Source organism: Sinomonas soli (assembly GCF_054782415.1).
Window position 1 is genome coordinate 1 of record NZ_BAAGSN010000020.1, and the last position, 14,006, is coordinate 14,006.

The following is a 14,006-nucleotide window of genomic DNA, read 5'->3' on the forward strand; positions in this document are numbered from 1 at the left end:
CACTCTGCCGGGAGGTTCTCGTCACATCACAGCACCCAGATCAAACAACGTCCCTGGGCACTACAGCTAGGCGATCGTGTCGAACAGCCCGGCGAGCTCGGCGGTCAGGGCCCGGGCGAGCTCGGGGTCGGTGCCGATCGCCTTGCCGTCCACGTGGTTCACCGGGGTGAGCAGGCGCACGGAAGAGATGAGCCACACCGCGTCGGCGTCGAACAGGTCCTCCGGCTCGAGCGGGCCGTACCCGAGCTCCCAGCCGGCGTCCTTGGCGGCCGCGAACAGCGCCCCCTGGGACGTGCCGGGGAGGATGCCGGAGTCGAGCTGGGGGGTGACGAGCCTCTTGAGGGTGAGCTGGCCGGCGTCGTCCTTCTCGGCGTGCGCAATGAGCACCGTGGAGGTGGGCCCCTCGAGGACCTTGCCGTCGGCGGAGGTGAAGATGACGTCGTCCGCCGCGTGGGCGTGGGCGTAGCGCAGCGCGGCCATGTTCACCGCGTAGGAGAGCGTCTTGGCGCCGAGGAGGAGCCACGGCGCCCGCTCGGCGAGGTCGGAGTCGTAGCCGCGGTCCAGGAGGAGGACGTCGATGCCCTCCTCGCGCTGCCGCTTCGCGGCGGGCGCCGGCGCGGAGGCGGCGACCCAGCACGTGGCCTCGTGCGCGCCCTCGACCCCGCGGGTCGCCACGAGCTTCACGACCACCTCGGTGAGCGGGCCGACCACCCGCTGGTACTCGTCGAGGGCTGTCACGATGGCCCGCTCCCACGCCTCGTGGCCCGGGACCTCGAGCTCGAGCAGCGCCGCGCTCTTGGTCATCCTGGCCAGGTGGGCGGGGAGCTTGCGCACGTGGCCGTCCAGGACGAGGAGCGTCTCGAACACCCCGTCGCCGCGCGTGGCCCCCAGATCGGTGGCGAACAGCTGCGGCTTCGTGGCGTCCTCGATCCGTCCGTCGGGGAACGCGCGGTCGAGGAACGTCAGGACGGTGTGAGTCATGGGGACAGCTTAGGCTGTGCCCATGGTCTTCCAGCTCCCCCTCGTGGGCCTCCTGCCGGACTGGCTCACGCTGCTGATCTCGGTGGTGGACCTCGTGATCCGCGTCGCCGTGCTCGGCATCATTCCGGGCAACCGCCGGCCCACGACGGCGATGGCGTGGCTCCTGGCCATCTTCTTCATCCCCACCCTCGGGCTGCTCGTGTTCCTCCTGTTCGGCAACTTCCGCTTCTCCGGACGCCGGCGGGACCAGCAGCAGGAGGTGAACGCGCGCGTCCGGGCCGCGCTCGCGGAGTCGCACGACGTCGACACGACCTTCCCGGGCCCCGAGTGGCTGCACTCCGCCGCCGAGCTCAACCGCGGGCTCGGCTCGCTGCCGATGGTCAATGGCAACCAGGTCCGCCTCATCCCCGGCTACGAGGACGCGATCGCCGAGATGGCGGAGGCGGTGCGCGGGGCGAAGCGGTTCGTCAACGCCGAGTTCTACATCGTCAGCTGGGACGAGGTCACCGAGGACTTCTTCACGGCCCTCACCGAGGCCGCCGAGCGCGGCGTCGAGGTCCGCTTCCTCTTCGACCACATCGGCACGCTGCGGATCCCGGGCTACCGCAAGTTCCTCAAGCGGCTCAAGTCCACGAAGGTGCAGTGGCGGCGGATGCTTCCCGTCCTGCCCGTCCACGGCCAGTGGCGCCGCGTGGACCTGCGCAACCACCGCAAGATCCTCGTCGTCGACGGCGAGGTGGCCTTCACGGGCTCGCTGAACCTGATCGAGCGCTCCTACCACCGGCGGGCCAAGCGCAAGTGGGTGGAGCTCATGGCGCGCCTCGAGGGCCCGGTGGTCACGACCCTCAACATCGTCTTCGCCACCGACTGGCTCTCCGAGACGGACGTGCTCCTCGAGGACCAGCTCGAGGCCGCGGAGCAGGCGGGCGACGTGCCGGCGCAGGTGGTCCCCAGCGGGCCCGCGTTCGCCAATGAGAACAACCTGCGCCTCTTCAACACCCTCATCTACTCGGCGCAGCACCGGCTCTCGATCTGCAGCCCCTACTTCGTCCCCGACGACTCGCTCCTCTACGCCGTCACGACGGCCGCCCAGCGCGGCGTCGACGTCGAGCTGTTCGTCTCCGAGCAGGGCGACCAGTTCCTCGTCCACCACGCCCAGCAGTCCTACTACGAGCAGCTGCTCACGGCGGGCGTGAAGATCTACCGCTATCCCAAGCCGTACGTCCTGCACGCCAAGCACTTCACCGTGGACCACGAGGTGGCCGTCCTGGGCTCCTCCAACATGGACATGCGCTCCTTCTCGCTCAACATGGAGGTCTCCCTCATGCTCCCCGGCGGGGAGATCGTGGACCAGATGCGCCGGGTCGAGGACATGTACCGCGAGGTCAGCAAGCGCCTCGACCTGCAGGAGTGGCGGCGCCGGCCGATGCTCCGCCGCTACGTGGACAACGTGGCCCGGCTCACCGCCACGCTCCAGTAGCCGGGCGGAGCCGGCCCCTGCCTCAGTCCTCGGGGAATTCCGAGCCGAGGGCGCTGAGCACGGCGAACGCCTTGGCCCGGATCTCGTCGTGCTCGGCGGTGGGATCGGAGTCGGCCACGACGGCGCCGCCCACTCCGAGCGTGAGGCGCGTGGCGGCGTCGTCCGCGGTGTCCATCACGAGGGTGCGGATCACCACCGAGAGGTCCGCGGCCCCGGTGCGGGAGAAGTAGCCGATGACCCCGGAGTAGACGCCGCGCGGGCCGGCCTCGAGCCGGTCCAGGATCGCCATCGTGCTGATCTTCGGCGCGCCGGTCATGGAGCCGGGCGGGAAGGCGGCCGCGACGGCCTCGGCTCGGGAGGCGCCGGGGCGGAGGCGGGCGTCGACGGTGCTCACGAGCTGGTGGACCGTCGCGTAGGTCTCGACGGCGAACAGCCGCGACACCCGCACCGAACCCGGGACCGCATGGTGGCTCAGGTCGTTGCGCAGCAGGTCCACGATCATGAGGTTCTCGGCCCGGTCCTTGGGGTTCGCGGCGAGCTCGGCGCGCACGCGCTCGTCCGCCGCGGCGTCCGCCGGCGACGCGCCGGGGGAGCGGCGGCGCGTGCCCTTGATGGGCTCGGCGCGCAGCGCGCCGTCGGCCGCGAGGGAGAGGAAGCGCTCGGGGGACGTGCTCGCGATCGCGAGGGGCCCGAAGCGCGCGAACGCCGCGAACGGCGCCGGGCTGCGGCGACGGAGCGCGCCGTAGACATCGAGGGGCACCACGCCGGGCCGGTCGCCGCGCGCGGGGACCGTCGCCTCGAGCGTCGTGGTGAGGCAGGCCTCGTAGGTGTTCCCCTCGGCGATCTCGGCCTGGGCGGCGCGCACCTTGTCCCTGTACTCCGCGGCGGTCTCCCTGGCGGTGAAGGCGGGCACCGCCGAGGTCACCCCGTGCGGCGCCGAGGTCGGGATTTCGGGGGACCTGGCACCCGGCTCGCCTGCCGACGGGCGCTCCCGGACGGCGGCTTCCGCCCGGTCGAGCCACGGCGGGGCGTCCGCGGCATCGAGGGCCAGCAGCCAGACCTCTCCGGCCGCGTGGTCGAGGACCACCGCGCGGGCCGCGAACACGAGCTGGGCGTCGGGGACCCCGGGGTCGACGTCGGACCCGCCGCACTCCCGCTTCAGCTCGTAGCCGAGGTACCCGAGCCACCCGAGCATGAACCCGCAGTCGAGCCCGGGCGCCGGGTCGGCCTGCCCGTGTCCCCATTCGGCGTCGAGCCAGCGGAAGAACGGGGCGCCCGAGCGAACGGAGACCGGCGCGTCGGTCGTCGGCCCGTGGACTACCTCGGTCCGCCCGCGCCGGTGGGCCATGCGCCGCCCGAGCAGGCCGCCGTCGTCCGCCATGATGCTGAAGCGGTTCCGCGGGGTGACCTCGGCGTCCCGCGGGGTGACCTCGGCGTCGGAGGAGTCGAGCCAGACCGCCGCGGCGGACGCGCCGAAGAGCTCGTGGAAGAGCCGCTCGGGGTCCGGGGCCGCGCCGAGGCGGCGGACGACGACGGGCGCGGACTCGCGCGCCGAGCGTTCGGGGGCGAGGAGCCCCCACAGCGACGGCAGCCCGGCGAGCGCGGCGAGCACCCGGTCCGCGAGACCCTCGGGGCGGTCGGCACCCGAGGGGGAGGCGACGGTGACGGCGGCGGCCGCGGGGACGTCGTCGTGCGCGAGCCAGGCCTCCTCCTGGGCGGCCCAGCCGTCCCAGTGCGGCGCGTAGACGTCCCCGTCCCGCGCGAGGGCGCGGCGCCTGCGCTCCTCGGCGGGGGCGTCCACCCACACCACGGCGTCCGCGAGGGCACGCAGGGGCGCGGCACCCGCGCCGACGCCCTCGAGGATCACCACCTCGGCGGGCTCGCTCACGCGCTCGGGCCCGTCCGCGCCGCGGACCCAGTCCCACGGGCGCCAGCGCGCCTCGCCGCCCCGGCGCAGGGGGCCGAGCACGCGGGCGGCGCACCGGTCGATGCCCTCGGCGAGGCCGTCCCATCCGGGGTAGAGGTCCTCGAGGTGGATCAGGGTGACGGTGCGGTGCTCGCGCAGCGCGGCCGCGAGCTCGACGGCGAGGGACGTCTTCCCGGCGCCGGACCTCCCGTCGAGCAGGATCACGGACGGCGCAGGCGCCGCGGCGGAGTGCGCCACGGGCTCAGGCGTCGACGGCCAGGCCGAGCGTGGCGAGCTCGCGCCGCACGTGGGCGATGATCCCGGGCACCGAGGCCGCGATGAGGCGCCACGTGGTCTCGAAGTCGCTCTGGTCGCCGAACCACGGGTCCTCGATCCCCTGGTCGAGGTGGTCCAGATGGGCGACGGCGGGGTCGAACCCGCGCAGCATGCGCACCTTCTCGGCGGTCCCCAGCGGGGCATGCTCGCGCAGGGGCCCGTAGTGGTCCACGTCGAGGGCGAGGATCAACTCGCGCTCGGTGTACCAGGCGGGCTCGAACTGCCGGGCCACATGGGCCTGGGCGCCCAGACCGTGGGCGTCGAGGACGCGCGCGGCCCGGGGGTCGATCGGCCGGCCGACTTCATAGCTGGTGGTGCCCGCCGAATCGACGAGGACGTGCTCGGCGAGGCCTGCCGTGCGCAGCGCGTCGGCGAGCATGAACTCGGCCATGGGGGAACGGCAGATGTTCCCGGTGCAGACCGTGATGATCCGGTAGGGGCTCGCCGTCGAGTTCATGCGACCAAGCATAGGGTTTGCGGCGGCTCCGCTCCGCATCCCAGGCGCCTCGCCGCCGGTGCGTGACGGGCCGCGCAGCCGGCGGTCAGACGACGGCGAGGAGCACGCCCACCCCGACGAACAGCACCCCGAAGGCGCGGTTGAGTGTGCGCTGCCCCCGCTCGCTGCGCGTGAACCGCCGGAAGCTCTTGGCCGCGAGCGCGAAGAAGAACCACATCACGAGGATGTCCACCACCACGATCGTCGCCCCGATGATCAGGTACTGGCTCCACAGCGGGGACTCGGGGCGCACGAACCCGGGGATGAAGGCGAGGAAGAAGACGATCGCCTTGGGGTTGAGCAGGTTGACCCAGAGCCCGCGCTGGAACATGGACCGGGCGGGCTCGTTGGCGAGGGCCGCGGTCGTCTCGGCGGAGGTGTCCGGCCTGCTGAAGAACTGCCGCACGCCGAGGTAGGCGAGGTACGCCGCGCCCAGGTAGCGGATCACGTTGAAGGCGAGCGGTGAGCCGGCCACGAGCACCCCGAGCCCCGCTGCGACGACGGCGAGGTGCACCACCAGGGCGGCCTGCTGCCCGAGCACGCCCCAGATGGCGCGGCGGAACCCGGAGGTGAGCGAGTTGCTCATGGTGTTGATGGCACCGGCGCCCGGGGTGAAGCTGATGAGCAGGCAGGCACCCACGAGGGCGCCCCAGAGGGAGAGTGGCACCCCACCAGCGTAGGGCCGCAGCTCGGCGCTCCCTGCCAGCTGCCCGGCCCCGGCCGCCGTTCGCCGGCCCGCCCCGCGCTCCCTACGCCCTGCCGATGACCTCGCCGTTGGGGATGAGGAACCAGCCGTCCGAGGAGGAGCCCCACCGGTGCCAGCCCGCCGCAATGCGCTCGAGGCCCGCCTGCTCCGTGAAGCCGTACTCGAGGGCCTGCTCGGCGAATGCCGAGTGCAGCACCCGCTCGCTCCACACGCGCGCCTGCCAGGCCCGCTGCTGCGGCGTCGCGTACAGCCAGTTGCTGCTGCTGGGGGAGACGTCGGCGAAGCCCGCCTCCTGCATCCAGCTCACCAGCCGCCGCCCGGCGTCCGGCTCGGCGCCGTTGCGCCGCGCGATGCGCTGGTAGAGGTCCATCCACTCGCCGAGCTCGTCCAGCTCGGGGTACCAGCTCATGCCGTGGAAGTCCGCGTCCCGGACCGCCACCAGCCCGCCCGGCTTGGCCACGCGCCGCATCTCCCGCAGCGCTGCGACGGGGTCGGTGAGGTGCTGCAGGACCTGGTGGGCGTGGACCATGTCGAACGACTCGTCGTCCAGCTCGAGGTCGTACACGTTGCCCGCGATGAAGGAGGCGTTCCCGATCCCGCGCTCCTCGGCGAGCGCCCGGGCTTGGGCCACGACATCCTCCGAGCGGTCCAGGCCCGTCACATGGCCTGGGTCGACGAGCCGGGCGAAATCGCACGTGATGCTCCCCGGCCCGCAGCCGACGTCGAGCACGCTCAGTCCGGGGGACAGGTGCGGGAGGAGGAACGCGGCCGAGTTCTCGGCGGTCCGCGCAGCATGGGCGCGCACCACGCTCTCGTGGTGGCCGTGGGTGTAGACATCGTCGGGGGTGTTGGCGGGGCTGTCCGGCGCTTCCATGCCACCACGTTAGGCGACCACGTCACAGGAACGTGTGAAGTTGGCTACTTATAGCACGGTTTCGCGCGGGCCGCGGGACCCGGGCCCGTAAAGTTAAGGGCGAATCATATACGACCTGACGGGCAACGGTGCCCCTCATCCGAGAGGAGCACAGATGTCCCTGACCCACAGCCCCAACAGCGCCCACGGGATCCGCCGGCACGGACGCATGCGCCTCGGCGAGGACATCCTCCTCGCCCGCCACGGCGACAACATCGCGAGCCTGCGGCTGGACCGCCGGGCCAACCGGATGGTCGCGACCCTGCGCGACGGCAGCATCGACTGCGCCTCCAACTCGGTCCTCGCGGCGGTCCCCTCGCCGATGGCCCGCCTGGGCGCGCAGCTCCACGCTGTCCGCACCGACACCGCCTCGGTCAGCCACTCCGACGTCCGTACTCTCGTCAGGTTCAGCCTGGTGTGGCTGCTCATCAGCGCCGTCCTCACGGTCGGAGTGATCTGGGCCGTGACCACCTCGGGCAACTCCGAGATGGTCAACAGCGCCCTCATGTACCCCGCCTACTGACGCACGGCGCCGGCCGGGCCGCCTCCGCGGCCGGCCCGCCTGGCAAGACCCTCCTGCCGCCGGGGCCGCGCCCTCGCTACCCTGAGCCGGTGACCTCACCCGCCCCCGCCGTCTGGAACCCCCGCCTCGCTCTGCTCGTCGCGGCGACGTACTTCATGGAGTTCCTCGACGGCACGGCCCTGGCGACGGCCCTGCCGGCCATCGGCGCGGACTTCGGTGTGCCCCCGGCCGACGTCAACGTGGCCATGACCGCCTACCTCGTGGCCGTCGCGATGGGCATCCCGTTCAGCTCCTGGCTCGCCGAGCGCTTCGGCCCGCGGCGGGTCTTCACCTCGGCGATCCTGGTCTTCACCCTCGCCTCGCTCGCGTGCGCTCTGAGCCCCGGCCTCGCGGCCCTCACGGCCTTCCGCGCGGTCCAGGGCTTCGGCGGGGCGATGATGGTCCCCGTCGGCTCGCTCGTGGTGCTGCGCGGCACGCCCAAGGACGAGCTCCTGAAGGCCACGGCGTTCCTCGTCTGGCCGGGGCTGCTCGCCCCGGTCCTCGCCCCCCTCGTGGGCGGTGCGCTTACCCAGTACCTCTCCTGGCACTGGATCTTCCTCGTCAACCTCCCCCTCGGTGCCGCCGCGCTCGTGGCCGCGCTGCGGCTCGTGCCAGCGGGGGGCGCCGACGCAGGCCGGCGGCTCGACTGGCCGGGGCTCGGGCTCACGACCCTCGGCGTCGCCGCCGTGGTGGTGGGCCTCGAGCTCTTCAGCGAGGGCCGTCCGGCCGGCTGGGCCGCGGCCACCCTCGCCCTCGGCGCGGCGGCCCTGGCCGCCGCCGTGGCCTGGATGCGCCGGACCCCGCACCCCCTCTTCGACTTCTCCGTACTGCGCGTGCGCACGTTCCGCGCGACCCAGACCGGCGGGTTCGTCTACCGGCTGACGATCCAGGCCGTGCCCTTCCTCCTGCCGCTGCTCTTCCAGGACGGCTTCGGCTGGGACCCGGTGCACTCGGGGCTGCTGGTCGCGGCCGTGTTCGTCGGCAACATCGGCATCAAGCCGGCGACGACGCCGCTCATCCGCCGCTTCGGCTTCAAGCCGGTGCTCGTGGCCGCCGCGGCGGCGTCCGCGGCGACCTTCGCGGGGTGCGCGCTGCTCGCCCCCGAGTCTCCCGAGGCCCTCATCGCGGTGCTGCTCGTGGCCTCGGGCGCGTTCCGCTCCATCGGCTTCTCCGCCTACATGAACGTCCAGTACGCCGACGTCTCGGCCGGGCAGCTGCCCAGCGCGAACGCGATCGCCAACACGCTCGTCCAGCTCGCCGCGGCCCTCGGCGTCGCCGTCGGCGCCCTGCTGATCCGGGCAGGGACGGCCTGGCTCCCCGCCGCCGCCGGCCATGCAGCGGCCGCGGCCCTGCCCTACCGGTTCGCCTTCGCGGCGATCGCGGTGCTCATGCTCGCCTCCGTGGTGGACAGCGCACTGCTCCCGCGCCACGCGGGGACCGAGGTCAGCGGGCGCCGGAGGTGACCTCGGCGCGCTCGGCGGTGAGGGTGCAGCGCTGCCGGCCGAGGCCCTCCACCTCGACCTCGACCGTGTCGCCGGGCGCGAGGTAGGGGAAACGTCCCGAGAGCGCCACTCCGGCTGGTGTCCCGGTCAGGATCACGTCGCCGGCCTCGAGCAGCATGTACTGGCTCACGTGGTGGACGAGCTCGGCCGGGGAGAAGACGAGGTCCGCGGTGCGCGAGTCCTGGCGCGCCTCGCCGTTGACCCAGCTGCGCACGCGCAGGTCTGCCGGATCGGCCTCGTCGGCGGGGACGAGCCACGGCCCGAGCGGGGTGGAGCCCAGGGCGGACTTGCCCTTGGTCCACTGCCCGGCCGCGCCCATCTGCCACTCGCGCTCGGAGAGGTCGTTGGCGCACGCGTAGCCGGCGATGCACCCGGCGGCGGCCGCCACGGTGGGCAGCAGGTGGGCGTCGCGGCCCACCACGACGGCGAGCTCCGCCTCCCAGTCGTACTTCCCGCCCGCCGCGGGGTGCGGGGCCGGATCGAAGGGGCCCGCGACGGTGCTCGTGGGCTTGAGGAAGACGACCGGGACGGTCGGGACCTCGGCGCCGGCCTCGGCCGCGTGGTCCGCGTAGTTCAGGCCGATCCCGATCACCGACCGCGGGCGCGCCACCGGCGCCCCGATCCTCAGCCCGGCCGGGTCGAGGGCCGGAAGCTCCCCGGCGGCGAGCGCCGCGCGGACCCGGGCGGCGCCGTCGTCCGCGAGGAAGGTGCCGTCGATGTCCCGGGTGAGCGGGAGCAGGCTGTAGGCGCGTTCGGTGCCGTCGGGGCCGGCCGCGAGGACGGCCGGCTGCTCCGCGCCGGGGTCGCCGAGTCTCAGGAACTTCATCGATCCTCCATCATGTGGAAAACAATTTCCAATATCGCCCGATTCTACCGCCCCGCCCTCTCGGTTCGCCGACCGTGAACTTGAGCGCACTCCACTCAAGTTCATTTGACATCCGCCGCCCGCTGCGTAGAGTTGAGTGCAGACCGCTCAACTTGGTCCAGACCAGAAACCAGCAGGAGGAACCTATGTCCCGTGCAGTCGGCATCGACCTGGGCACTACCAACTCCGTCGTCTCCGTCCTGGAGGGCGGCGAGCCGACCGTCATCGCGAATGCCGAGGGCGGCCGCACCACGCCGTCGGTCGTCGCCTTCTCCAAGACCGGCGAGGTGCTGGTCGGCGAGATCGCGAAGCGCCAGGCGGTGAACAACATCGAGCGGACCATCGCGTCGGTCAAGCGCCACATGGGCACCGACTGGACGGTCAACATCGATGACAAGAAGTACACGCCGCAGGAGATCTCCGCGCGCATCCTCATGAAGCTCAAGAACGACGCCGAGTCGTACCTGGGCGAGAAGGTCACCGACGCGGTGATCACCGTCCCGGCGTACTTCAACGACGCCGAGCGCCAGGCCACCAAGGAGGCCGGCGAGATCGCGGGCATGAACGTCCTGCGCATCATCAACGAGCCCACCGCGGCCGCGCTCGCCTACGGCCTGGACAAGGGCAAGGAGGACGAGCTCATCCTCGTCTTCGACCTCGGCGGCGGCACCTTCGACGTCTCCCTCCTCGAGGTCGGCAAGGACGAGGACGGCTTCTCGACCATCCAGGTCCGCGCGACCTCCGGCGACAACCGCCTCGGCGGCGACGACTGGGATCAGCGCGTCGTCGAGTACCTCCTCGGCCAGCTCAAGGTCAAGGGCATCGACCTGTCCAAGGACAAGATCGCCCTCCAGCGCCTCCGCGAGGCCGCCGAGCAGGCCAAGAAGGAGCTCTCGTCCTCGACGAGCACCAACATCTCGCTCCAGTACCTCTCCGTCACCCCCGACGGCCCGGTCCACCTCGACGAGTCCCTCTCCCGCGCCAAGTTCCAGGACCTCACCAAGGACCTGCTCGAGCGCACCAAGAAGCCGTTCCACGACGTCATCTCCGAGGCCGGCATCAAGGTCGCGGACATCGACCACGTGGTCCTCGTGGGCGGCTCGACCCGCATGCCTGCCGTGTCCGAGCTCGTCAAGGAGCTCACGGGCGGCAAGGAGCCGAACAAGGGCGTGAACCCGGACGAGGTCGTGGCCGTCGGCGCCGCGCTCCAGGCCGGCGTCCTCAAGGGCGAGCGCAAGGACGTCCTCCTGATCGACGTCACGCCGCTCTCCCTGGGCATCGAGACCAAGGGCGGCGTGATGACCAAGCTCATCGAGCGCAACACGGCCATCCCGACCAAGCGCTCCGAGACGTTCACGACGGCGGACGACAACCAGCCCTCGGTGTCCATCCAGGTGTTCCAGGGCGAGCGCGAGTTCACCCGCGACAACAAGCCGCTCGGCACGTTCGAGCTGACCGGCATCGCGCCGGCACCGCGCGGCATCCCGCAGATCGAGGTCACCTTCGACATCGACGCGAACGGCATCGTCCACGTCTCCGCGAAGGACAAGGGCACCGGCAAGGAGCAGTCGATGACGATCACCGGCGGCACCGCGCTGTCCAAGGACGACATCGACCGCATGGTCGCCGAGGCCGAGGCCCACGCCGCCGAGGACAAGCAGCGCCGCGAGGCCGCCGACCGCCGCAACTCCGCCGAGCAGCTCGCCTACTCCGTGGACAAGCTCATCGACGACAACAAGGACAAGCTGCCCGAGGAGGTCCGCACCGAGGTGCAGGCCGACGTCGACGCCCTCAAGAAGGCGCTCGAGGGCACGGACAACGACGACGAGGTGAAGGCCGCGTTCGAGAAGCTCCAGCAGTCGCAGACCAAGCTCGGCGAGGCGATCTACTCGCAGTCGCAGGCCGGTGCTGCCGCGGGCGACGGCGCGCAGGCGGGCACGCACGACGCCGGCTCGACCTCGGGTGCCGACGAGGACATCGTCGACGCCGAGATCGTGGACGAGGACGAGAAGAAGTAGCCATGGCCCCCCACCACGGAAACGAGAATGAGCACGGCTCCGAGCGCCCCGAGCCGGTGATCCGGGACAACCGCAAGGTGGACCCGGTCACCGGCGAGGCGAGGCACCCGGAGGGCGCGGAGGCCCCCGGGGGCGCCCCGCACGACGACGGCCACGAGGAGATGCGCCCCGTGGACGAGGCCCACGACTCGGGCGACGCCCTGGCCCAGGCCGAGCAGATCCTCAACGAGGCCGAGGCCGGCGAGCAGGAGGGCCACGCGGCCGTCGTGGAGGAGCTGCGCAACGACCTGCTGCGCCTCCAGGCCGAGTACGTGAACTACCGCCGCCGGGTGGACCGCGACCGCGCGGTCGCCGGGGAGGTCGCCACGATGGGCGTCCTGAGCACGCTGCTGCCGGTCCTGGACGACATCGACGCGGCACGGGCCCACGGCGACCTCGAGGGCGGCCCGTTCGCCTCGATCGCCGGCAAGCTCGAGGCGATCGTGGCCGGCCAGGGGCTCGAGCGGATCGACCAGGCCGGCGTCGAGTTCGACCCGAACATCCACGAGGCCCTCATCCAGCAGCCGGGGGAGGGCATCGAGGTGGACACGGTCCAGCAGGTGCTCCGCACGGGCTACCGCACCTCGGCGCGCGTGCTGCGCGCGGCCCAGGTCATCGTGGCGACGCCGCAGGGCTGACCCCCCCCGTTTCGGGTACGCATCTCGTCGCCCTCCGGGCATCTCGGGTACGCGGGCTCCCGGGCCCGCGTACCCGAAACGGGAGATCCGTGACGAGATCCGTACCCGAAACCGTGCACACTTGAAGCAGCAGTTGATCTAAGGAGCGTTCGTGGCAAGTCAGGACTGGGTGGAGAAGGACTTCTACGCCATTCTCGGCGTGTCCAAGGACGCCTCCGAGGCCGACATCAAGAAGGCCTACCGCAAGCTCGCCCGCAAGTACCACCCGGACCAGAACCCGGGCGACGCCGAATCCGAGAAGAAGTTCAAGGACATCACGGAGGCCAACTCCGTCCTGTCCGACCCCGAGCAGCGCCAGCAGTACGACGCGATCCGCGCCATGGGCGGCGCCCGCTTCTCCGCGGGCGGCCCCGGCGGGGGAGCCGGCGCGGCGGGCTTCGAGGACCTCTTCGGCGGCCTGTTCGGCGGCGGCGCGGGCCGGCACTCGCGCGGCTTCAACACCGGCAACCTGCCGCCCGAGTTCGCCGACCTCTTCGGCGGCGGAGGCGGGTTCGGCGGCGCCGGCTTCCAGCCCCCGCCCCAGCGCGGCGCGGACCGCCAGGCCAGCACCACGATCTCCTTCGCAGGGTCCATCCGCGGCACCACGGTGGGCCTGCGTGAGCGGGACGGCGAGGTCATCGAGGTCCGCATCCCCGCGGGCATCCGCGACGGGCAGAAGGTCCGCGTCCGCGGCAAGGGCGGCCCCGGCTCGGCCGGCCCCGGCGACCTCATGGTCACCGTCCATGTCCGTCCGCACGACTTCTTCACCCGCGAGGGCGACAACCTCCGCATCCACGTGCCCGTGACCTTCGACGAGGCCGCCCTCGGCGCCCAGATCGAGGTGCCCACCGCGGACGGCGCGACCGTGAAGATGAAGGTCCCCGCCGGGACGAGCTCCGGCCGGACACTTCGTGTGAAGGGCCGCGGCGTCAAGACCTCCAAGGCCTCGGGCGACCTCCTCGTGACCGTCGACGTCGTGGTCCCGAAGAACCTCTCGAAGGACGCCGAACAGGCCATCCGCGCCTTCGCGGAGGCGACCTCCAAGAACGGCCAGTCGGATCCGCGCGCACACCTTGCGGAGAAAGCGAGGCTCTAGGCCATGGCCATCGACCCGTACGCTCCGATCTTCGTGATCTCCGTGGCGGCGGAGCTGGCCGAGATGCACCCCCAGACCCTGCGCCAGTACGACCGCCTGGGGATCGTCTCGCCGTCCCGCCAGGGCGGCCGCCAGCGGCGCTACTCCCAGCGCGACGTCGAGATGCTCCGGGAGGTCCAGCGGCTCTCGAAGGACGGCGTGTCCCTCGAGGGGATCCGGCGCATCCTCGAGCTCGAGAACCAGGTCGCGGCCCTCCGCGCCCGCGTGACCGAGCTCCAGGCGGAGCTCGCCAACACCCAGCGCACCAGCGAGGCCCGGCGCGTGTTCGCGGCCGGGATGGCCGGCGACGTCGTGAGCCTCGCGCGCGGGCAGCGGCCCGAGGCCCGCTCTCAGGCCCTCGTGGTCTGGCGCCCCCAGCGCTGACCTCCT

At 72.2% G+C, this 14,006-nt stretch carries 13 protein-coding genes; 7 read left to right on the forward strand and 6 right to left on the reverse strand.

The window, feature by feature from the left end; genetic code table 11:
• Positions 1–66: 66 nt before the first annotated feature.
• On the reverse strand, positions 67–981 hold the full coding sequence (locus ACYVKZ_RS18295; RefSeq protein ID WP_460993652.1) for an aminodeoxychorismate lyase: 915 nt from the start codon (positions 979–981) through the stop codon (positions 67–69).
• A gap of 22 nt (positions 982–1,003) precedes the next feature.
• Between ACYVKZ_RS18295 and cls the strand changes: the two genes are divergently transcribed.
• On the forward strand, positions 1,004–2,461 hold the full coding sequence (gene cls, locus ACYVKZ_RS18300) for a cardiolipin synthase (RefSeq protein ID WP_460993654.1): 1,458 nt from the start codon (positions 1,004–1,006) through the stop codon (positions 2,459–2,461).
• A 22-nt stretch (positions 2,462–2,483) separates the two neighbouring features.
• Here the strand turns inward: cls and ACYVKZ_RS18305 are convergent, their stop codons facing one another.
• The 4 genes from ACYVKZ_RS18305 to ACYVKZ_RS18320 form a co-directional block, all read right to left on the reverse strand.
• Complete coding sequence (locus tag ACYVKZ_RS18305) at positions 2,484–4,625, reverse strand: chorismate-binding protein (RefSeq protein ID WP_460993655.1); 2,142 nt, start codon at positions 4,623–4,625, stop codon at positions 2,484–2,486.
• Positions 4,626–4,629: 4 nt separating this feature from the next.
• A complete protein-coding gene (locus ACYVKZ_RS18310) occupies positions 4,630–5,160 on the reverse strand; it encodes a low molecular weight protein-tyrosine-phosphatase (RefSeq protein ID WP_460993656.1) in 531 nt (176 codons plus the stop codon).
• 85 nt (positions 5,161–5,245) lie between these two features.
• Positions 5,246–5,866, reverse strand: a complete 621-nt coding sequence (locus tag ACYVKZ_RS18315; protein WP_460993657.1) for a LysE family transporter — start codon at positions 5,864–5,866, stop codon at positions 5,246–5,248.
• Positions 5,867–5,948: 82 nt separating this feature from the next.
• Positions 5,949–6,779: a methyltransferase domain-containing protein gene (locus ACYVKZ_RS18320; protein ID WP_460993658.1), complete on the reverse strand. Its 831-nt coding sequence runs from the start codon at positions 6,777–6,779 to the stop codon at positions 5,949–5,951.
• Between the two features lie 154 nt (positions 6,780–6,933).
• Between ACYVKZ_RS18320 and ACYVKZ_RS18325 the strand changes: the two genes are divergently transcribed.
• Together ACYVKZ_RS18325 and ACYVKZ_RS18330 are read left to right on the forward strand one after the other, a co-directional pair.
• Positions 6,934–7,341, forward strand: coding sequence for a hypothetical protein (locus ACYVKZ_RS18325; RefSeq protein ID WP_460993659.1), 408 nt, complete (start codon positions 6,934–6,936; stop codon positions 7,339–7,341).
• Positions 7,342–7,430: 89 nt separating this feature from the next.
• Positions 7,431–8,843, forward strand: a complete 1,413-nt coding sequence (locus tag ACYVKZ_RS18330; protein WP_460993660.1) for an MFS transporter — start codon at positions 7,431–7,433, stop codon at positions 8,841–8,843.
• Here ACYVKZ_RS18330 and ACYVKZ_RS18335 read toward each other — a convergent pair.
• Positions 8,824–9,708 (reverse strand): fumarylacetoacetate hydrolase family protein, encoded by an 885-nt coding sequence (locus ACYVKZ_RS18335; protein ID WP_460993661.1) that lies wholly within the window; start codon positions 9,706–9,708, stop codon positions 8,824–8,826. The genes ACYVKZ_RS18330 and ACYVKZ_RS18335 overlap by 20 nt on opposite strands.
• A 185-nt stretch (positions 9,709–9,893) precedes the next feature.
• Here ACYVKZ_RS18335 and dnaK point away from each other — a divergent pair, with 185 nt between their 5' ends.
• The 4 genes from dnaK to ACYVKZ_RS18355 all read left to right on the forward strand — a co-directional run bounded on the left by dnaK (position 9,894) and on the right by ACYVKZ_RS18355 (position 14,000).
• Complete coding sequence (gene dnaK / locus ACYVKZ_RS18340; protein WP_460993662.1) at positions 9,894–11,765, forward strand: molecular chaperone DnaK; 1,872 nt, start codon at positions 9,894–9,896, stop codon at positions 11,763–11,765.
• Between the two features lie 2 nt (positions 11,766–11,767).
• Positions 11,768–12,442, forward strand: a complete 675-nt coding sequence (locus ACYVKZ_RS18345; RefSeq protein WP_460993663.1) for a nucleotide exchange factor GrpE — start codon at positions 11,768–11,770, stop codon at positions 12,440–12,442.
• A gap of 151 nt (positions 12,443–12,593) precedes the next feature.
• The gene (locus tag ACYVKZ_RS18350; protein ID WP_307005128.1) at positions 12,594–13,577 is read left to right on the forward strand and encodes a DnaJ C-terminal domain-containing protein; all 984 of its coding nucleotides are present in this window, start codon (positions 12,594–12,596) and stop codon (positions 13,575–13,577) included.
• A gap of 3 nt (positions 13,578–13,580) precedes the next feature.
• Positions 13,581–14,000, forward strand: coding sequence for a heat shock protein transcriptional repressor HspR (locus ACYVKZ_RS18355; protein ID WP_307005126.1), 420 nt, complete (start codon positions 13,581–13,583; stop codon positions 13,998–14,000).
• The last annotated feature ends 6 nt before the right edge of the window (positions 14,001–14,006 follow it).

What these genes read in the sequence shown, in the direction of transcription:
- dnaK (WP_460993662.1), top strand. Translation starts at nt 9,894, where the DNA reads ATGTCCCGTGCAGTCGGCATCGACCTGGGCACTACCAACTCCGTCGTC.
- ACYVKZ_RS18295 (WP_460993652.1), bottom strand. Translation starts at nt 981, where the DNA reads ATGACTCACACCGTCCTGACGTTCCTCGACCGCGCGTTCCCCGACGGA.
- ACYVKZ_RS18335 (WP_460993661.1), bottom strand. Translation starts at nt 9,708, where the DNA reads ATGAAGTTCCTGAGACTCGGCGACCCCGGCGCGGAGCAGCCGGCCGTC.
- ACYVKZ_RS18310 (WP_460993656.1), bottom strand. Translation starts at nt 5,160, where the DNA reads ATGAACTCGACGGCGAGCCCCTACCGGATCATCACGGTCTGCACCGGG.
- ACYVKZ_RS18320 (WP_460993658.1), bottom strand. Translation starts at nt 6,779, where the DNA reads ATGGAAGCGCCGGACAGCCCCGCCAACACCCCCGACGATGTCTACACC.
- ACYVKZ_RS18345 (WP_460993663.1), top strand. Translation starts at nt 11,768, where the DNA reads ATGGCCCCCCACCACGGAAACGAGAATGAGCACGGCTCCGAGCGCCCC.
- ACYVKZ_RS18355 (WP_307005126.1), top strand. Translation starts at nt 13,581, where the DNA reads ATGGCCATCGACCCGTACGCTCCGATCTTCGTGATCTCCGTGGCGGCG.
- ACYVKZ_RS18325 (WP_460993659.1), top strand. Translation starts at nt 6,934, where the DNA reads ATGTCCCTGACCCACAGCCCCAACAGCGCCCACGGGATCCGCCGGCAC.
- cls (WP_460993654.1), top strand. Translation starts at nt 1,004, where the DNA reads ATGGTCTTCCAGCTCCCCCTCGTGGGCCTCCTGCCGGACTGGCTCACG.